This is a genomic window from Sphingomonas sp. jy18 (assembly GCF_056931895.1).
In genome coordinates this window covers 212,163-230,672 of the sequence record NZ_JBXPBT010000001.1, presented here as the reverse complement: position 1 = coordinate 230,672, position 18,510 = coordinate 212,163, and the positions used below count along the sequence as shown (strand labels likewise).

The 18,510-nt window shown below is 61.9% G+C and carries 15 protein-coding genes and 2 pseudogenes; 14 read left to right on the top strand and 3 right to left on the bottom strand.

Going from position 1 to position 18,510, the window contains the following annotated elements; genetic code table 11:
* The first annotated feature begins 58 nt into the window (after nt 1–58).
* From AC0QC4_RS01115 to AC0QC4_RS01090, 6 genes are all read left to right on the top strand, one after another.
* Nucleotides 59–907 (top strand): hypothetical protein, encoded by an 849-nt coding sequence (locus tag AC0QC4_RS01115; protein ID WP_483657798.1) that lies wholly within the window; start codon nt 59–61, stop codon nt 905–907.
* Nucleotides 904–1,683 carry a hypothetical protein gene (locus AC0QC4_RS01110; protein ID WP_483657796.1) on the top strand — a complete coding sequence of 260 codons (780 nt, stop codon included), beginning with the start codon at nt 904–906 and terminating at the stop codon, nt 1,681–1,683. The genes AC0QC4_RS01115 and AC0QC4_RS01110 overlap by 4 nt, the downstream gene beginning before the upstream one ends.
* Before the next feature lie 254 nt (nt 1,684–1,937).
* Entirely contained in the window at nt 1,938–2,429 is a 492-nt protein-coding gene (locus AC0QC4_RS01105) for a hypothetical protein (RefSeq protein WP_483657793.1), read from the top strand.
* Nucleotides 2,419–2,961, top strand: a complete 543-nt coding sequence (locus AC0QC4_RS01100; protein ID WP_483657791.1) for an HD domain-containing protein — start codon at nt 2,419–2,421, stop codon at nt 2,959–2,961. Before AC0QC4_RS01105 ends, AC0QC4_RS01100 begins: the two co-directional genes overlap by 11 nt.
* 428 nt (nt 2,962–3,389) lie before the next feature.
* Complete coding sequence (locus AC0QC4_RS01095) at nt 3,390–7,097, top strand: hypothetical protein (RefSeq protein ID WP_483657789.1); 3,708 nt, start codon at nt 3,390–3,392, stop codon at nt 7,095–7,097.
* A 55-nt stretch (nt 7,098–7,152) separates the two neighbouring features.
* Nucleotides 7,153–11,181, top strand: coding sequence for a hypothetical protein (locus tag AC0QC4_RS01090; protein ID WP_483657787.1), 4,029 nt, complete (start codon nt 7,153–7,155; stop codon nt 11,179–11,181).
* A 385-nt stretch (nt 11,182–11,566) separates the two neighbouring features.
* On the opposite strand, the gene AC0QC4_RS01085 is transcribed toward AC0QC4_RS01090, so the two are convergent.
* Nucleotides 11,567–11,944 carry a hypothetical protein gene (locus AC0QC4_RS01085; RefSeq protein ID WP_483657785.1) on the bottom strand — a complete coding sequence of 126 codons (378 nt, stop codon included), beginning with the start codon at nt 11,942–11,944 and terminating at the stop codon, nt 11,567–11,569.
* Between the two features lie 399 nt (nt 11,945–12,343).
* On the opposite strand from AC0QC4_RS01085, the gene AC0QC4_RS01080 reads away from it, so the two are divergent.
* The 5 genes and pseudogenes from AC0QC4_RS01080 to AC0QC4_RS01060 all read left to right on the top strand — a co-directional run.
* On the top strand, nt 12,344–12,796 hold the full coding sequence (locus AC0QC4_RS01080; RefSeq protein WP_483657783.1) for a Ros/MucR family transcriptional regulator: 453 nt from the start codon (nt 12,344–12,346) through the stop codon (nt 12,794–12,796).
* A 61-nt stretch (nt 12,797–12,857) separates the two neighbouring features.
* A complete protein-coding gene (locus AC0QC4_RS01075) occupies nt 12,858–13,127 on the top strand; it encodes a hypothetical protein (RefSeq protein ID WP_483657781.1) in 270 nt (89 codons plus the stop codon).
* Nucleotides 13,128–13,355: 228 nt separating this feature from the next.
* Complete coding sequence (locus tag AC0QC4_RS01070; protein WP_483657779.1) at nt 13,356–14,042, top strand: thermonuclease family protein; 687 nt, start codon at nt 13,356–13,358, stop codon at nt 14,040–14,042.
* A gap of 26 nt (nt 14,043–14,068) precedes the next feature.
* Nucleotides 14,069–14,254, top strand: a complete 186-nt coding sequence (locus AC0QC4_RS01065) for a hypothetical protein (protein WP_483657777.1) — start codon at nt 14,069–14,071, stop codon at nt 14,252–14,254.
* A gap of 60 nt (nt 14,255–14,314) precedes the next feature.
* Nucleotides 14,315–15,127 (top strand): annotated as a pseudogene (locus tag AC0QC4_RS01060) (methyltransferase domain-containing protein); the annotation flags it as partial.
* On the opposite strand, the gene AC0QC4_RS01055 reads toward AC0QC4_RS01060, so the two are convergent.
* Nucleotides 15,066–15,905, bottom strand: a complete 840-nt coding sequence (locus AC0QC4_RS01055) for a GIY-YIG nuclease family protein (RefSeq protein ID WP_483657775.1) — start codon at nt 15,903–15,905, stop codon at nt 15,066–15,068. The pseudogene AC0QC4_RS01060 and the gene AC0QC4_RS01055 sit on opposite strands and share 62 nt — an antisense overlap.
* A 132-nt stretch (nt 15,906–16,037) precedes the next feature.
* On the opposite strand from AC0QC4_RS01055, the gene AC0QC4_RS01050 reads away from it, so the two are divergent.
* From AC0QC4_RS01050 to AC0QC4_RS01040, 3 genes and pseudogenes are all read left to right on the top strand, one after another.
* Entirely contained in the window at nt 16,038–16,232 is a 195-nt protein-coding gene (locus AC0QC4_RS01050) for a ribosome modulation factor (RefSeq protein ID WP_483657774.1), read from the top strand.
* A 370-nt stretch (nt 16,233–16,602) separates the two neighbouring features.
* Nucleotides 16,603–16,812, top strand: a pseudogene (locus AC0QC4_RS01045) (IS1 family transposase); the annotation flags it as partial.
* Nucleotides 16,813–16,887: 75 nt separating this feature from the next.
* Nucleotides 16,888–17,613, top strand: coding sequence for a PIN domain-containing protein (locus AC0QC4_RS01040; protein WP_483657772.1), 726 nt, complete (start codon nt 16,888–16,890; stop codon nt 17,611–17,613).
* 83 nt (nt 17,614–17,696) lie between these two features.
* Here the strand turns inward: AC0QC4_RS01040 and AC0QC4_RS01035 are convergent, their stop codons facing one another.
* Complete coding sequence (locus tag AC0QC4_RS01035) at nt 17,697–18,509, bottom strand: HNH endonuclease (protein ID WP_483657770.1); 813 nt, start codon at nt 18,507–18,509, stop codon at nt 17,697–17,699.
* Nucleotide 18,510: the final 1 nt, after the last annotated feature.

Genomic DNA, 18,510 nt, shown 5'->3' with positions numbered 1-18,510 from the left:
TGCCTTGGATGGATCAAGCTGACAGGCAGGTTCTTCGGCGTCGGCCTGGCGTGCTGCCATGACCCGCTGGTACCGCGCATATGAAGGCACAGTCACCGACGCGAAGCTGGCCGAGGTGGCACTCGTCGCCGAGTGTAGCCGTTCGGTCGCGATCGCTGCGTGGCACTGCATTCTCGAAAGCGCTGCCAAGGTGAATGAGGCCGGCCGGTTCGATGCAACCGCGCGCCGTGTTGCGGTGGTCTTGGGCGAGCCACCCCAAACGATCGAGCGAGTAATGTCCGCGATGACCGAGATCGGCATGATTGCCGATAACGTCGTAGTCGCGTGGACGCGGCGCCAATATGAAAGCGATAGTAGCACCGAGCGGTCGCGTCTGCATCGGGAAAGGAAGCGCAACGGCAGCGCAACGTTGCAACCTGTCGCAGCAACGTCGCGGCGACGTCGCGCAACGCCCCCAACAACAGACACAGATACAGAGACAGAATCAGAGTCAAAGACAGAGTTAATATTCGTCGACGACGACGCGCGCGCGATCGTCGATGCGGAGTTCGAACCGGTCGCAGACGTCGATGCCCTCGACCCTGACGGCACGCCAACCTTCGCTCGCCAGTGCGCCGAAGCGGCTGGGGTACGCATCGCCACGCCGACCGCCGTTGCCAAAGCCATCGACCTGACGGGCAGTTGGCTTTCCAGCGGGGCCACGCACGACGAGATCCTGAACTGCATCAAGCAGGGCGTCGCCAATGCCCCCGAGCCGATCCACTCGCTGCGCTACTTCGACGCGGCCATCCGCCAGACGGTCGCCCGGAGACGCAACGGCGTTTCCCCCACCCCCCGCCGCTCCACTGCGAGACGGTCAGCATGGACGACACCCGAGTCCGACTGGACGAGCACCGGCCTGCTATGACCAACCCGCTCGCTCCCACTCGGCCGAACCGCGATCTGCTGCGTGTTGCGCTCGGTGCCTCGACCATGGCGCAGATCAAGCAACTTGACCCAAGCCTCGGCGAAATCGCAGCGACCATCGCGGTAGCCCTGAAGACTATCACGCCTATCACCGATCTGGACGAGACCGACCGTGCTGCAGCTTTGGCAAAGGTCAGAGACGCGCTCAAGCCACTTGGCGCAAAGGTCATCCCAATGGCCAGTGAGGAACAAGGCAGGGCCTGGCTAGTCGCTGTTGCAGCGGGACTCGACGACCTACCCGAATGGTTTGTGCTTAAGGCAGCTCGAGAGGCACTGCGCCAGGTCTTCCGCTTCCCGAATGAAGTCGAGGCTGCAATCCGCGAGGCGGCTGAAGAGGCGGTTCGTGTCCAAGTGCGCGCTATCAACCTGCTGCGGGCCATGGCGGACGACATCGAGCGGGCGGCAAATCCGCCCCAGCCAATGCTCGAGCATCATGATGAGCCAAAGGCTCCCAGACCGTGGACGGTCGAGCGGGTTCGGCAGACGCCATGGTACTTAATCACATGTGGTCTGGCCGGTGAGTTCATCGACCAGGCTGTCGTTGACGAGGCGTTCCCGGACGGGCCGCCGAGCGAGGAAACCGACGCCGATATCCGCCGACAGGAATGGGCGGCAAAGGCCAGTCCCAACGGCGGACACCCCGAAATCGTATCGCCATCTCTGATCGCGCTCCGCGATACGCTCGAAAAGCGCGCGAAGGACTCCGATCCATCGTAAACGAGGGTTGCCTGACGTCCCCTGTCGGCCTAGTCGGGAGACGTTGGACGGGTCACCCGACCAACGTCCCCGCCCATGTTGGGCACCACTGCGAGAGACCCGAGCGACGACGGCAAACGTCGTTCCGGGTGTCGGAACGGGAGGTGCTGTTGTCGGTCGGCCGGTCAGGGAGACTGCCGATGCCGAACCACCTGTGTCCGCACTGTCAGACGAGTCCTAGGACTTCCTTCCGACGTCTCGACCCCTACCCCTCGGTGACCCGTCCCGAGGGAGTCCTCACCATCGACGGGTTCGCCTATATCCAGCGCCGCAGCTCCGTGGTGATGCTCCACCAGCTGCTGCACGGCTGCTGGCAGGCCTATCGCAACGCCCTGTTGCTGACCCGTCCCGGAGTCCTCCTGCCGGACCTGTTCGACCGGTACCCCCGTGTCGACATGGCACCCCTGATCCCGACGTGGGACAGGGTGTGCACGTGGTATCGGAACACCCTGTTCAACCCCCAGCTGACCCTGTTCGACTGTCCCTATGAGCATGAGTTGGACCGGTGGCGTCACTGGGTCGACCGGCACTGTTTCGGGGTCATCCTCGGCCGGCCGGAGTGGATGCGGATGATCCTCGAGGTGCTGGGTTACCTGCCAGCGACCACCCGCAACCCCGACATTCTGGTCGAGGACGAACCCCTCCACGCCGCCGCCTGCTTCGACACGATCATCAATGCCTATCAGGAGACCGACCATGTTCACTGACACCCGCCCACCAACCGGCCTGGCGCGGCTGCTCGACGCCGCCCGCTTTGCTGCCGACCGGCACCGTCACCAACGGCGCAAGGACGTCGACGCCACCCCCTACATCAACCACCCCCTCAGCGTCGCTGCCATCCTTGCAGAGGCCGGTATCGAGGACGTCGACGTACTGGTCGCGGCACTGCTCCACGACACGGTGGAGGACACCGAGACAACCCCTGAGGAGATTGCCGAACGGTTCGGGCCAGTGGTTGCCGGCTATGTCGCCGAGGTCACCGACGACAAAACGCTGCCCAAGGCTGAGCGCAAGCGACTGCAGGTTGCGACCACGGCGAGCAAGTCCGCTGGGGCGCGGCTGATCAAGCTAAGCGACAAGATCGCCAACCTCCACGACATCGCCAACTTCCCGCCGCAGTGGGATGCGGAGCGGATGGCGGCGTATCGGACGTTTGCGGAAGAGGTGATTGCTGCGGCGCGGGGGGTGAGTGGGGCGCTGGATGCGAAAGGTGCGGCCGCACTCAGGTTACCGAGGTGAGGCGCTAAATTTTGGATCGAGAATGGTCGCGGCGGGCGGGCGATTTCTGCATAGCGCTCCATTAGCGGCGATTCGCCGGAGATCCCAAAACTGCCGCTCATTCCAAAATCCTTCGCCGATACCCGCTATATGAGTTCGGCCGACTGAATTTATGAGCAGACGTATCCGTAACATTCGCAGTATTTAACAGGGTGACTAGCAGTACTTGCTCGGGCACACGAGGCACGGATTTGTTTCTGCAGCCATACCATGCCAGGATGTCGCTTATGGCGGACGCTGCAATTCAGATTGATCCCAGTCTCTGGGCAACCAGCCGAGCAGGCGCGCGGGCGGGGCGAGGCTTTCGCTTTCAGGATGCCGCGGGCGCGTGGTTGGCGACCCGGATTTGGGCTGGGAGTCTTGATGCTACGGTCCTCGTACCCGAGGGCGTGGACGACCTCACGCTCCATGGCGGAACTGCGGAGATTCGCGTCCAGGCAAAGTCGCGCCATAATCCGCGCGGGCGATTCGCGACCGCGGAACTCGCGGCGATAATGGCGAAATCGGCCGGTACTATCGAGGTAGAGAGGCTGCGGTCAGGCTCGTGCAGGATCGTGCTTCTGCTCGAGCGGCCCGCCGAGGAGATCATCGAAACCGGTTGGGACGGCAGACTCGCCGATGACGCCAACAATGCTGCGCTGTTGGCCTCCCATCTTGAGGACTTCACCGCATCGAAGGGCCTGACCCTCAACGAGCTCCTTAAAGTCACCTCAGTGGTGAGCATCGCCAACCCGCTTGATGAGAGCGTCATCCTTTTTGGTGCTCGTCGCGATACCGCCGACGCGGTCGGCCGGCTGATTGCGCACCGCCTTCGTCACCTTGTCGGCGAAAAAGCCGACCACAACTATCGCGCGCCCGCAGACAAGCCGGCCGTCGTGGACGCGACCGACGTCGAAGCGTTAGCCGCTGCGGTTGTAGCCCTTGTCGACTGGGATGGATTGTTTCCGGCCATCGCGGCTGGCCTTTGCGAGCCAGTCAACTTTGCGCCCGTGGAAGATTCTTATTTCTATGAGGGCGTCGACGTTGCGCCCGGCCATGTCGCAGCGGGGCTCGTGATGGAGCGCCCGGACCTGATGATCGAGCTGGCGACCGGCCTTCAGCGGCGGCGGCGCGCGCTGATCACGGGGCCATCAGGAAGCGGCAAATCCGCAGCGGCTTGGCTATTCGCATACGAAAACCGGCATGCCATCCGCTGGTTTCGGCTGCGACGCGCGTCCGCCGATCAGGCTCATCTGCTGGTACAATTGGCCCGTAGCCTCGAAGCATCGCCTGAGCGCGCCGTGGGATTCGTGCTCGATGATGTCGGTCGCGACCTTGGCGGGATCTGGGAAGCGCTGGCAGATGAGCTCAGCCACACGCCCGGAGTGCTGCTGCTTGGCACGATACGCGAGGAGGACCTCTTCCTTATTAACAGTCTCGCCTCGACCGCACTGGCACGTCCCGCTCTCGACGCGGATCTCGCCGAACGAATCTGGCGGGCGTTGCGGCCAGAGCGCGAGCTGGCTTTCCTCCACTGGCGGGAGCCCTTCGAACGCAGCGAAGGGCTTCTGCTCGAATACGGGCATCTGCTGACAAGCGGACGGCGGCTACAGGATACTTTGGACGCGCAGGTCCGCCGCCGCTTGCTCGAAGGGCGCGACGATGAGCTTGCCATCCTTCAGGCGGTCGTTCCTGCCGCGCGTTTTGGAGGGGCGGCCGAATCCGAACGGCTCCGCGACCGTTTGGGATTGAGCCAGGGTGATTTCGCGCGCGCCTTGGCGCGGCTGGTCGACGAACACGCCGTACGCGTCAGGAACGATGGTAGCCTCGGCGGACTGCACCAAATTCGATCGGCGGGGCTGTATGCTGCGCTCAAGCAGCAATTGCCCCGCGACCTCGACATCGAGCTGGAGGAAATGGCGGCGGTCCTCTGTAGCCGCGATTTCTCGATTGTTCTCCCGCAGCTTCTTGCCGCGCTGCCCGAAGCTGATGACGCAGTCCTGGACGCGCTGGCCGGACGTGTCGCAGCACTATCGGTCCCCGAACTCGCCGCTGTATTCCATGGGCTCGGGCTTGCGGTTTGTGATCGGGTCGCCGAGCGCTGGATCGCTATTGTCCAAGAGGAAGGGCTCGAGGTGCGGCACGCCAGCCTCGCTTTCTCGTTTGCTCTGGCGGGATCGCAGCTGGACCTTCCCCAATTCGCCAAGGTCAACGCCGTGATTGCGCGGCTGCCCGAGATCGGCCAGCGCGACCTGCGCGCGGCGCTGCTCGATCGCATGGTGGGTTTGCCCCCTGAAATTGACGCGGATTTGGAGGATTATCACGAGCTTGCCGCTGCGTTGATGCCGATGGTGACCATGGCGCCGGCTCCCAGTTTCACCGTGTTGCCCGCGGGTGACTGGTCCGATGTCCCGCTCGAGCAGGGGCTCGCGGTCGCAGCGACGATACGCGAATTCGGAGTTGCAACAGCGCAGCAACTCGTAAATCGCTTCGGCGGGAGCGATCATCTGCTTTCGAGGATCCATCAGGAAGTCGCCTGGGTTACGCGCCCGACGATCGAGGGAGAAGACGGAGCGCAGGTGGTAACCTCGAACGTCCGCTTCCAAGGGGAGCCGATCCATCCAAAAGCGAACGATACCGTGGTCGAGCATTGCGCGCGGCTGTTCGCGGCCGTCCCCACAGCCGATATCGCCGCTTCCTCAATGCTAGGATGGGACGGTAACCCAGCCGGATTCCAGGGCCATCCGCTTGCGATCAAGCACATCCCCCGCGATAACCTGCCCGCTCCGGTGCGCGTCGCCTGGAACAGGGCCGCCTTGCGGGCGATCCAGAGCCGCTCCGGACCGATCACTGAAAGCGGCCGCGCGAATGCCCTTGCCGGCGCCATCGCGGAACTCGCGACATTGCTCGCCGACGCCGCCGACCTGTACTGCCGCGGGATAGTGGCGGATCATCGCTTCACGACCTTGCTGGCGGTTCGCTCATTGCTGAATTCATTCATCCAACCACCCTCAGTCGGTTCGACCACGCGCTCTGCCCGCGATCAGGGCGAGTATTCGACAGCTGACCAGACTTACGACTTTGTCGTATCTGTCACTCAGCTCGCCCAGGAATTGGGAGGAACGATCGAGCGTCCGATACTCGTGTCTGTCAATGCCGCGAAGCTGCATGCCGACGCCGAAGCACTGCTGTCGGCTAGCAGCTGGCGATGGGTCGAAGCCCCGCCTGTGGATGCACTGCAGAGCCTGTCCTCGACTCTCCATGACATCGATGCGATCCTCGGCGATGCCCATGCACATGCCGAGGCATTCCGGCGCTCGCGGCTGGTGGCAGAACGCACCAGTCGCAGTCGTCGGGCGCGAATTCGGTTCGCAGCCGACGCGAGAGATCGCGCTCGGTACGCCGCAGAGGCGATGACTGCGCAAATCCGCGCCGCGCTTGCCGCGAACGATATCGAGGCGCTCGTGGTGTCGCGGCCGATGGACGAACCGGACGCACCATATTGGCCGCGCGTCGACTATGCGATCCTGCTGCCGGTCGAACATCTCATCGACTATATGACGCTTGCCGAGAACTTTACTGCGATTGTCAGCGAGTTTCCCGACACCCATCGCGTCAGCATCGTGCCGGTCCGCGAGGGGCTGGTGGTCGCGGCTCTAGCCGGTGTCTTTTATTCGACATTTTTTCCGATGACAGGCTTCGCGGCGAAATGGTCGGGACATTTGCCGTTTCCGATTTTGGAGGAGCGCGCGGCGGCGGCGCTGGCCGAGGCGTTCAACGTGCTCCTTCAAATCTCGGCGGTGTTCGTGAATGCTGACCGCGACCTCAATGAGGAGGAGTTGGGATATGCGCAACATCTCGCAAACAGCGTCAGTTCTCGGCTGGCATTGCTCGAGACGCTGCGTGACACCGAATATGATGACGATATTTGCGAGGCGTGCCTGCTGATCCAGGAAGCGCTCGATCGCGTCCGAGGGGAGCTCGATGGCGACCCGGCAGAGCAACTGTCGATGGAGCTCGCGCGCATGGGAAATGGCGAACAGACGGAGTTCACCACTCGTGTCATCGCGTGCCGCATCGGACTCCTCGAACGCGACATCCTCACGTGCGTCCAATGAGCAGGTTGCGTCTGATCGTCGAGCCTGGAAGACGATCTGAAATGGCTTGTTCGCGATGACCAGAGTTGAAGGTGATCCGGCGCGGCAGGCCAAAGATGCGCTGCGCGGCTATATCTATCAGATCCTACGAAGTATTCTCATATGGATCGATCTGAGTGACAGCGAGGAACTGTATCTCGAGGGGGCTGAGGATATCGACCGGATCGACGGCGCCGTCGTGCACACCGAGCAGGTCAAGGACACCGCTGGGTCCGGCAATGTCACTCTTCGTACGCCGTCGGTTGCAGAGGCGATCAACAACTATTGGGCGCACGCCACGCGCAACCCCAGTGTTTCGATTCACTTCCGGTATTTGACGACATCGGGCATCGGTGTTGAACAGGGCGCGCCCTTCGGCGTCGGGCGCGCTGGCATCGATCTGTGGAACACGCTGCGCGCGCATCCCGGCGGGCAGGACGCGCAGCAACAGGCCCGCGCGATCGCCGACTTCCTGCAGCAAAGTGATACGGTCTCCGAACCAGTGAAGCACTTTCTCGCCGCCGCAGCGTCCGAAGAAATCGTGGCGAAGCTCATTGCTCGGATAGAATGGCTGGCTGGTCAGCAGGATGGCGAGGCGTTGGTTCGGCAGATCAGAGACCGGCTCGTCGTCCACGGCAATGCCTCGGGCGTAGCCCCGGCGGACGCCGAATTGGTGCTCGATACGCTCTACACCGCCGCGTTCGATGCGGCCAAGGCGAAGGACGACCGACCACTATCCCGCGCCGAGTTCCTCCGCATCTTCGCTGCCGCGACCGCAATACAGGTGCCCAAGCAGGAGCTGCTGGCGCTGATGCAAGCAGCGCTCGCTCCGGTCCACGGCCAAGGCCCCGTGCATGCGCCAGCGGCAGAGCTAGAGAGTGCGCCGCCGCTCCCGGCGAACTATTTCCAGCGGGCCCTGCCCGAACAGCAACTTGCCGATGCGGTGCGGAGGGGCGCCGTCCTACTCCACGGTTCGACGGGTAGCGGCAAGACACTCACCGCGGCAAGCACCTTCGCCGCACTGGCGCCGCAATGGCTGACGCTGCGAGACCTCAATCCGGCCGAAGTCAAATCGAGGCTCATTCTGGCCCGCGACCTGTTGCGGGCAGAGGGGGGGGCGCGGATTCTCGTCGTCGACGACATCGATACCCTGTCCGACCCGCGAGTGATTGAAGGTCCACTGGCGGCGCTCTGGCATGGCCAGAAGGCGTTGGGCGGAATGCTGATCGTCACCTCGGATCGAGTGTTGCCAGCGCGCCTTTCCCAAGCGATCGAACTGGAACCGTCGCGCGAATTGCAGATGACTCCGTTCGACGCGAGCGAGATCGAACGATTTTTGCGCCAATCGGGCTGTCCCGACGACCGTGCCGAAACTTGGTCCAAACTTCTCGAGCTCTCGACATTCGGCCATCCACAACTCGTGAACGCGCGGGTCGGTACGCTGAGCGCGGGCCAGTTTCCTGCGCCGGGGGCGGGAGACCTGTTTCAGACGCCGCCGGACATCGATCGCATCCGCTTTGAGGCGCGTCGCATCATTAGCGATCTACCCGACGGCGCGCGCGAGCTCCTCTACCGCGCCAGTCTCCTTACCGGGCGGCTGAACCGGCGGCGACTGATGGCTGTGGCCCGATTCAATCCCCCCGTCGTTGAGCCTGGCGCGGCAGTCGACATCATCGCCGGTCCCTGGCTTGAGTTCACCAGCGGCGGTGAATTTCGGGTTTCGCCGCTGGCGCGAGGGTCTGCCGATCATGCCCGCGGGGCCGAATGGGTAAAGGCGATGCACGGCCAACTTGCCTGGATCTACCTGCTGGATCGCACGATCACACCATGGGACATCTCGTCGGTCCTCATGCATTGCTACATTGGTGGGACAGCGGGTCCGCTCGTCAAAATCCTGCAGGGTATCTATTCGCTGAGCGAGGAGGTGTGGGAGGCGATCGGTGAGGCGTGCGGGATTTATACTGCGCTCGCGCTCGAAGAAGGCGCATCGCTGCCGTTCAATCGCCCCGCGGACCAGTTCGCTTTCCGGCTGTTTCAGTACCGGATCGCCGCCGAAACTGCGCCTGAGACCGCGCTACGGATTGCTTCAAAGCTGGAAGCTGAGTTCGCAGTTGCGTCTGACGGCGATCTCATACGCTTTTTCCGCTGGGTCTATCTCAGCCAGGTCCTTTCCACGCCCAAAGTCACTTATCCACTCGCGCTGACGATACAGCGCGCGAATGAGTTCATCGATCTCGGCCGCGGGATGAAGGAGTCGCTGCCAGAGCGCATGGAGCGCGCCGGAATGATGCGCGACGAGGGTCTCAAACCGGGAGGCTATGCGCAGTTCGCCGGTCTGCGCCTGATGGCGCACATTCAAGAAATCGAAGACTTCGCTGAGGTCATATCCGCGCTCAAGTCGCTCGAGCGTGACAATGCTGCGGCGATCCTGGGATCGATGGCCGATCCGGAGGGAATGGCCTCGCTGCTGATCGACCGCCTGTGGCTGCACGAATATGGTGCGAAGCGGGACGCTTGGTCCGATTTCCGGTCAGAGCTACGCGCCGGGTTTGACCTCGCCGTTGAGCTCGGCGTCACAGAGATGGCGCGCGGGATTGCGGCAGTGCTTATACGGGTGATCGACGAGGATATCGGCGATCCCAAGGCCGCCGTGGCCGAAGCGAATGAGCTGATGGCGGTGGGCGGAGATGATCCAGTCTGGCGCACCGCTTATGCTAAAGTGCTCAGCCATTCCGGCGACTTTCCACAAGCGCTCGAAATCTGGAAGGAGGCGCTTCCCCGCTTGTCGAGGGAGGATGGCGCCCTTGCGAGCGCATTCGCCTACCGCTCGGCTGCCATCGCTGCGGGAGCGCATGACCATTGGTCCGACGCCGCAGCCTTCCTCGACGCCGCTAAGGTTTGTGCGAAGCGCACCGACAAACCCATTTTCGTCATCGGTCTCGCGATGGATGCGGCGTTCGCCCGCTTCATGGCAGGCGAACGCGCCGGCGCCGTCGCCGAATTTGGTGACGTGCTTGCCACACTCGAGCCGATGCAAGCCGATCTGCAAAGCGAGCCGCTGCTCTCGCTGCAACGGCGCGTTGGTGGTGTTCTCTCGGGCATTGCCGGGTGGCTTGATTGCAAGCGGCCCGAACTTGAGCTCAAGAACCTGCGGGGTATCTGCAGCGATTTGGATCCCTTCGTTACGGAAGCCGCAGTCGCGCCGCCGCTCGACACGCTGCGGATCGATTTTCTCCGCCTCGACGCGGCATACGGCGAGACGCTCGAGCACTCGCTACGCGAAGCGCCCAAGGTGCGGGCGACGCCTTACGTCAGCTTTCGTGCGATCGCCGCAACCCCGCTGTTCCAGCTTGCGCGGCGCAGGCACAACTTCGAACATGTCGTCGCCGACGGACTTCGGCAGACTGATGCTCTTGCCGTGCTCGCTGAGCAGCTGGCCGCAGACGTTCGCGATGTGCTGCAGCTCGATGATGGCATACCGCGGAGTTGGACTCCGGGAAGCGAAGAATTCGTCATCGGACAGGTTGTCGCGGCGGTATTTGACCTAGCTGCGGCCGATGAACTCGAACGCTTACCGATCGCACGGTGGCGCACGGACGCAGCAGCACATCCGCAGGCCGGCCGGATTGTTGCGCTCGTTGATCACATCGGGGGGCTATTCGTGACCGGCGACGTCGAGCCATGGCCTTCGGTCGTCCGCTGCACATCGGGGGATTGGTCGCACCATCTGGTTTCGGCGCTTACGGCGTCGTTGCTCGAACGTCTCGCGCCCGAGCCGCTGTTGCGATGCCATGCTTTATGGGTGCACTATTTTAATCAACCCTATTTTCGCGACCTTGTGCCCGAAGCTGTTGCAACGCTCGCCACGCGCCAATGGCGCGCAGTGATGACGATTGCGGCGCTCTTCGCCGCACCGCGCATCTCGCTTGTATCGTTGCGGGGTGCCATCGACGATGCGAGCACCGGATGGGCTAAGACTGGCATCGTCTTGCGCGCAGCGCTCGAAGGGGTTCCGCTTGCGCCGGAGGACGATGCGCGAAAGTCGATCGAGGCGTTGCAGCACTGATCACTGAAGCGCACTTGTCACGCCCACCCCGCACATCGCGAGTATATCCAGTTGGCTGAAGCCTAAGACCAGTCGGTCAATCGCCCAACCGACGAGCTTTGCCCGAACTGTCTTGCCCCGCCGTCGCCGACGAAGCTCCAGATACTGCGCAAAGCGTGGAATTACGGCGAAATTGCTAGAGCAACATCGATCTCGCGTTGATTATGCTCGCGACAGAGGATGTGATGCAAACCACAGTGGTCGCCTGACCCCCCTCTATCAGATCTGCACCGGCAGCTTTCCAAGTAGTCGCACTGAGAGCTTCGAGTCCGCGTCTGGTCCCCTTTCGGCCCCGAAGCCGACCGATCCTTTGGTCGGGGCGTATCTCGGCCGAATTGCAGTGCCATCACCCTCGAGCCCGGCGCAGCATCTGCTTGCGTTCATAGGCGCTGGCCCTTGCCCAGGCCTTGGGGTCGATCCCCGTGGGCACCGGATCATGATCGCCCCCCTTGGGTCTTGGCCGAACTTCAGGAAGCTCAAGATCCGGCGTGAAGGCCGACAAGCGCACATCCTTGCTACCGCAGCCGAGGCCCGCTTCGGGGCCATCGCACCGGAACCGGTGTGCAGCGACATCGAGCGAAGTCGACCAGCCATGGCTGCGGAACCACTTCAGCATGGCGGCAGGATCGAATCGGGCCTCGCGCCCGCAAGTGTTGCAAACCACGCGCAATTCGGCGTGCCAGCGGATTAAATCCGTCATGTCTCTGAGCTGGACGACACCCATGATTGCTAGTGAACAAAAAAGGAACATCTTGGCAAGCCGCCTATCGGCCGGTGCACAGCGTCACGGCCAGAAACAGGCTGCTGACGACGAGGCCACCGGTGATGATCCACCATCGGGTATTCTCGGCTTGGGCTCGTTCCAGCTCGGCCGGACTTAGCAAACGACCGCAATGGGGACAGGTTGGTACCGGAATAGGCAAGGGCCCGTGACAGGTCGAACAAGTCTGGATGATCAGCTCCATAGGTCAAGTGTAAGAACCGACGGAGGTCAAAGTGTATCAGAGAGGGCTTGGCGGCGCACGGCCTGTTCCCGGATCGAAAGGTCGGCAGATTGTATTGTGACTGAGATGTAACTACCGCTGACTGTGCCGCTCATGGTTTACTCTTGGGAGTATCGAAAATGGTCGATCCCAAAGACACAGCAGAATTCATCGCGACACTCACCGCAGACATTGTTTCAGCGCATGTCAGCAACAACAGCGTCAGCACTGGCGAGCTGCCCGGTCTGATTTCCAGCGTATATGCGTCGCTCGCAGGGCTTGGCGGAGCCCCGGCTGCAGCGGAGCCCGAAAAACCTGTCCCGGCGGTATCTATCCGCTCATCGATCAAGCCTGACTATATCGTCTGCCTGGAAGATGGCAAAAAGCTCAAGATGCTCAAGCGCCACCTGATGACAGCCTTTGGTATGACGCCCGATGCGTATCGAACCAAGTGGGGATTGCCTGCCGACTACCCCATGGTTGCCCCCAACTATGCCGAGACTCGGCGCGCGCTGGCTGTCTCGATCGGCCTTGGCAGGAAGGGACGCGGTGGTGGTCGCAAGCCAGCCGGAAAGCCGGTGGGAAAGCGCTGATGGATCGCTGACGGATTGTCTTGCGAACAATCCGTCAGCCCCATCGTGCCGGGGATGTTGGATGACCTTCGACGATCAGCTCGAGCGCTACTTCGGGACGCGTGATATCGCTGCCATCGATCCCGCCGCTTTGGATGCAGCTGTGGAGCGCATGCAAGTCGACTTGGGCCTCGCCAGCGACGCAGGCTCCCGGTTCGCACTATGGTGCTTGCTGTTCACCCTCGGCCAAGCCCCTGACATTGATGACACGTTCGAGGTCCGCTCAGAGCGTGACCTCGCCCGCCAGTTCATGGAAATGTCCGAGATGGACCTTGGCGACCCGCAGCAATGATCACCGCTTCCTGCGGATCGACCAGATCAGGGTCGACAGGCTGGTGATGATCGCTGCCAGCCCGAGCAGGGCCGTTCCTTCCATCGAAAGCGTCATGACGAATCTCCTCCGCCATTATATGTTCTATTTCTGTTCCTGTAGGAAAGCGGTTTTCGTGCAAGGCGGCTGTGTCCCGGCATGGCCATCTCGGCTCTTGCACAGAACGACGGAGCGACGGACACTGACCTCATGAAACTGATCCTCGCTGCAATCGCACTGATCTTTGCCATGCCCGCATTGTCCCAGCAGATCGCCGGGTCCGCTGAGGTGACCGACGGGGACTCCCTAACGGTTGGAGGCGTCTCCATTCGCCTGCACGGCATCGACGCACCCGAGGGCCGCCAGACATGCCGACGCGTCGGCGCTGAGTGGGCTTGCGGGCAAGAAGCGGCGAGACGGCTGTCAGCGTTCATCGGCGGCCGGAGCGTGCGGTGCCAGCCTCGTGATACTGACGACTATGGTCGCACGGTCGCGACCTGCTTTGCAGGCACGCTCGATCTCGCAGGCGCGATGGCAGAAGCTGGCTGGGCGATCGCCTTACCCCAGTTCAGCGATGCCTATGTCGGCGATGAGGCCCGCGCTCGTACTCGCCTGTGGGGTATCTGGTCATCGGAGTTCGAGACACCGGCTCAGTGGCGCGCAGCTCAGCGCCCGGTTGCGCCAGAGCAGCCCCGATCGACGCGTCCACCTCAGCAGTCGCGACAGGCGTCAGCATCTCCGAGCGGCTGCCTCATAAAGGGCAATCGCAATCGGCGAGGCGAGTGGATCTACCATATGCCTGGCATGCCCTATTATGAGCAGACCCGGCCGGAAGAGTGGTTCTGCACCGAAGCACAGGCGCAGGCGGCCGGATATCGGCGGGCAATCGTGCGATGACGCCGAGCGCATGATCATGCGCCGTGGTGGCGAATGTCGGCGGGGTCGCTGAGATGGAAGGGCGAACCGGTTACGACGAGGCTATCGCCACCTATGATGGTGCTGCTCAGGAACTGGCCGCGCGCTACGACGCGCTGCCGCCGGGGGCCGCATTTGGCGAACTGCGTTCGCTGTTCCCGGCCGCGGGCTTGGCGCTGGATATAGGAGCATGATCCGGTCGAGACGCGCGATGGCTACAATCGCTCGGGTTCGATGTTGTCGCAGTTGAGCCGGCAGAGGGATTGCGAAGCCATGGACAAGCGATCTGCGGCGATGATGTCCGTTGGCTCGACGATCGGCTGCCAACGCTGGATCGCGTGCATCGGCTGGCTCTCTCATTTGATCTGATTACTCTGTCGGCCGTGTGGCAGCACGTGATCCCCACCGACCGGGCGCGTGCCTTTCGCAAAATGGTGACCCTGCTTCGGCCGGGCGGCGTGCTGGCCATGACCCTTCGCGCAGGCCCGTCGCCGGCGGACCGGCCGATGCACCCGACGTCGCCTACGGAAATCGAGGGATTGGCGCGCTCCCATGGAATGGAGGTGTTGAAGGTCCAGCCGTCGGATGATCTGCAGCAGCGCGATGGCGTGACCTGGACCAGCGTCGTGCTCCGTATGCCGGACGATGGTACCGGCGCACTGCCATTGATCAGGGGCATTGTCCTCGCCGATGATAAGTCATCGACCTACAAGCTGGGGCTGCTGCGGGCGGTGGCGCGCGTTGCCAAGCAATCGCCCGGAGCTGCTTGGGCCGCCGCGAACGAGGCTGATGCAATCGAGATCCCGCTCGGTCTAGTCGCTCTCTACTGGGTTCGAGCCTATCTACCATTGGTGCGGTTGGGGTTGCCGCAGGCGCCGAAGAACAGCGGCCCTGATGGGCTTGGTTTTGCCAAGGCGGGTTTTCGTCAGCTGCTCGCTGATGGCACCGACCCGACCGAGTTGCGGGTCGGTGCCGTGTTCGAGGCCGAACGTGCAGCAGGCATATTCAGTGCCAGCCGGCTTGAACGTCTGCTGCCGCTTTTAGGAATTCGTTCACGCTCGCCTTGAACCATTCTCGGTCCGGCCGGAGCCGAGACAGACGGGAGTGGATTTTCAGTTCGGCCGCCCTGCAATCCGAGAACGGGACGCTCGCGGCGATTTCGAAATCGGTCGGCACGCCCGTACTCAGGCACCGCATCCTTGCCTCGACTTCGAATGCGGAACCGACCTTCAGGAGGCCCGGGTATTCTCGTAGCGAGAGAGCATAAACGTAGCCGCCTTTCCCGTTGCGGCGCTTTGACAGAACTTCGGTTGTGCCGCCAGGTAGGTCCTGCTGCGCAATCCAATTGGCCGCCTTAGGGGTACGGTGAAGATCAAGCACCTGCACCACCTCCTGGTGCCGAAGGGCTTCGAAGAGGGCCGGGAGGGGCCTTCCAAGTTTTGCACGTGCGCCGGACGTTATATGACGGAGATGATCTGCCGGATAAATATCCCGCAGGAGGGGAGGGTTCACAAGCCACCAGACCTCACGAAGCAGGATCGCATCGCGCCATCGATCCGCATCCCACTCCGTCTCCTGCCCCGGCGCGATGAAATCGCGGGTCGCACCCTCCTTGGGCCAGATTGTGACCAGCGCCACCACTCGGCCAACGAGTTCCGGCTGAACCGGCTTTGGCGTTGAGGCCGGTACGATCTGCGCGATGAAATCAGCCTGCCAGTCGACCATTCTGAGGACGGTGCTGGTGTAGCTACGTTTCCTCGAGTCTGGCTTGGAGAACGAAAGGATCGGATTTTCGCGGGAGCCGCGCCCATAGACTTGATCCGTCCAGCGGATGCGATCGGTCACCGTCTCCACAGGCACCGCTGGACCAAAGACGCCAGCTCCCAGATTGTCCGCTCCTGCCATTAGCGCTCCCTGGTAGTGTCTCAGTTTGAATTTTGACGCGCCAGCCTATCGCTTCCAGCCGCCGTTGCCCATATGCTTAGCGCAAAGCATGGAGGCGATATGCGAGCCACATCAGATAGGGCATGGAGTATGGGCCATGCAGCCGGGACTGCCGGAAAGCCAATGGAGGATAACCCCTTTAAGCGAGGACAGGTAAAGGTTGCTTGGATGCTAGGCTGGGTTGAGGGCAACAATACCAAAGTGAAAAAGGGGGCGGGGGATGCCTAAGGCCCCAAACGGCGAAAAGCGTCCAGCCGATGCCATCGGCCTTGCTGTCATGATCGGCAAGATTGCGACTGGCGAGATTGAGGACGAGCGCGAAGGCGCGTCAAATGCGGCTGCGCAGCTTGGGAGCCTTGGGGGCAAGAAGCGGGCTGCTAACATGACGCCGGAGCGGCGGTCTGAAATTGCTAAGGCTGCGGCTAAAACCCGGTGGGGACCACAGTCTTGACGTGCGACACACCCTTATGATTTTCAACAATTTTAGTAATGCCGCTATTAGCTAGCGAGATAATGAAAGCGTGATGAATAGAAAGAATGCTATCTTGAAGTTCTTGATCACTTTCTAGGTTTCTGATTTTTAATCCAAGCTCTTGCATTCAGCAAGAAGCTGGACAATCACATTCACGCGCTGGCGCTGTATTTCGTGTTCTACAACTTCACCCGCATTCACAAGACACTGCGCATGTCGCCAGCGATGGCAGCGGGCATCACCGACCGTCTCTGGTCTTTGGACGATGTGATTGCTAAGATCGATGAGTTGGCACCGGCACCTAAGAAGCGTGGACTATACAAAAAACGAGCTTGAAACGAAAAAGCCCCGGCATTGCCGGGGCTTCCACCAACCTGAGAACAGATTGGCATCGATGTTGGGGCATCTAGTGTGATAGAGACCGAAAGTCAACCTCAAAATGCGAAGCGCGGAGCGCTCTACATCGATGGGTTTAACCTTTACCACCCCATTCACGAAACTGGGTTGAACCACCTAAAGTGGGCTTGCCTCTGGCGATTGGGAGAAATGCTCTGCAAGCAAGAGGGGCTCGCGCTCGTCAAAGTCGTTTTCTGCACCGCAGTGCCCGCGCACAAACCAGGTTCGTTTGAGCGCCACCAGACCTTTAACAACGCGCAAGTGGCGCGCGGAGTGGAGATTTTGCGCGGCCACCACGTGCCAGCCGATGGAACATTCCAAGAGAAGCAGTCGGATATAAATGTTGCTCTATCTGTAATCTGCGACGGACTGGCAGATGTGTATGACACAGCGTTTCTGCTTTCCGCCGACTCCGATCAGGTGGCGACCGGCAAGTTTTTCAAACGTCTGCTAGAACCGAATGGGAAGCGGCTGCTGGCTGCGATCCCGCCGGGCCAAACATATCCGCCGGACTACAAAGGCCTTGGAGTAGATCGTCGCAATGTGTCCCTGCCAATGCTTGAGCGTTGCGTAATGGGTGCGACGGTGCAGGGGAAAAAAGGTCTGATTGTGCGACCACCCGCCTACGACCCCCCTGCCGATTGGGTCCACCCGGATGATCGACCAAAGAGCAGGCCGCCGAAACCCCCTAAACGTGCAGATTGGGGCAAGGCGGTCTCGTCGGCTGGGCCGATGGGCTAAATTCAAACTGAGACACTACCCGCTCCCTTGAAGCGATGCCACGACGCCCCGGCCGCGCTACGTTTGTTAGTCCTACGCCACTGTCACCCTAGCAAGGCCTCGATCCTTCCAAGCAGATGTTCCTTGGCGAGCTCGTTCCGGGCGATGCCGCGCAGAAGGGCCGATTCCCAGCTGTTCCGTCCGTTGAGGCATTCCGCGTCCCAAAGCCGGCGCGCCAAGGGCAGCTCCAGCCCCGCAAATTCCTCAGCGCGAGGTTCTGGACCGAGGAGGAGCTGGTGCAGCTGACCCCAGTAACGCTCGTTGAACAGGTTCCACTGTTCGCCGAGCACGTGACCAAGGTGGAAGGCCACAATAGTAGCACGATCGTCCGGTAGGCCATCCTCGGGAAGTGCTACGAAGGTAGCAGCTTCAAATGGAGGCACCGGCCTGACCTGCCACAACACGTCGCTCGCCCAAGCATCAAAATATGGGTGGATGAAGCGCGTTGGCTCTGCCTCTCCCTTGTATGTATTTCCCTTCCCTGCCGAGTTGCAGTGGGCACACGCCGGTATGAGATTCTCGAAAAGGATTGAGAACTCGGGGTAGAAATCCCGCGGTAGGTAATGGTCCACGGATCCGGTGGTCTGCGAGCCGCAAACCGGACAGCAATTGAGCTTTGCGCTCCGGATCGCTCGGATGGGTCGGCTGCGCCGCCGCCCCTCCCATAGCAGCCGCTGGTCAGCGGCTATATCGACACCGAAATCGGCGGGTTCGACCGCCCAAGGATTGCCGCCGCTCAAGCGGTACTCCTCATTCGCTTGCTGCCACCTAGCCTGGTGGGCTTGCCACTGTGGCTGCGCCCAAACGCCCTCGAATGGCGCATCGCCGGTGCCGGCAGGAGGCGGCAGGTACTTCATT

Coding starts and splice junctions, on each gene's coding strand:
- AC0QC4_RS01115 (WP_483657798.1), top strand. CDS start 59: ATGACCCGCTGGTACCGCGCATATGAAGGCACAGTCACCGACGCGAAG.
- AC0QC4_RS01110 (WP_483657796.1), top strand. CDS start 904: ATGACCAACCCGCTCGCTCCCACTCGGCCGAACCGCGATCTGCTGCGT.
- AC0QC4_RS01100 (WP_483657791.1), top strand. CDS start 2,419: ATGTTCACTGACACCCGCCCACCAACCGGCCTGGCGCGGCTGCTCGAC.
- AC0QC4_RS01090 (WP_483657787.1), top strand. CDS start 7,153: ATGACCAGAGTTGAAGGTGATCCGGCGCGGCAGGCCAAAGATGCGCTG.
- AC0QC4_RS01085 (WP_483657785.1), bottom strand. CDS start 11,944: ATGGGTGTCGTCCAGCTCAGAGACATGACGGATTTAATCCGCTGGCAC.
- AC0QC4_RS01080 (WP_483657783.1), top strand. CDS start 12,344: ATGGTCGATCCCAAAGACACAGCAGAATTCATCGCGACACTCACCGCA.
- AC0QC4_RS01075 (WP_483657781.1), top strand. CDS start 12,858: ATGACCTTCGACGATCAGCTCGAGCGCTACTTCGGGACGCGTGATATC.
- AC0QC4_RS01070 (WP_483657779.1), top strand. CDS start 13,356: ATGAAACTGATCCTCGCTGCAATCGCACTGATCTTTGCCATGCCCGCA.
- AC0QC4_RS01050 (WP_483657774.1), top strand. CDS start 16,038: ATGCTTAGCGCAAAGCATGGAGGCGATATGCGAGCCACATCAGATAGG.
- AC0QC4_RS01035 (WP_483657770.1), bottom strand. CDS start 18,509: ATGAAGTACCTGCCGCCTCCTGCCGGCACCGGCGATGCGCCATTCGAG.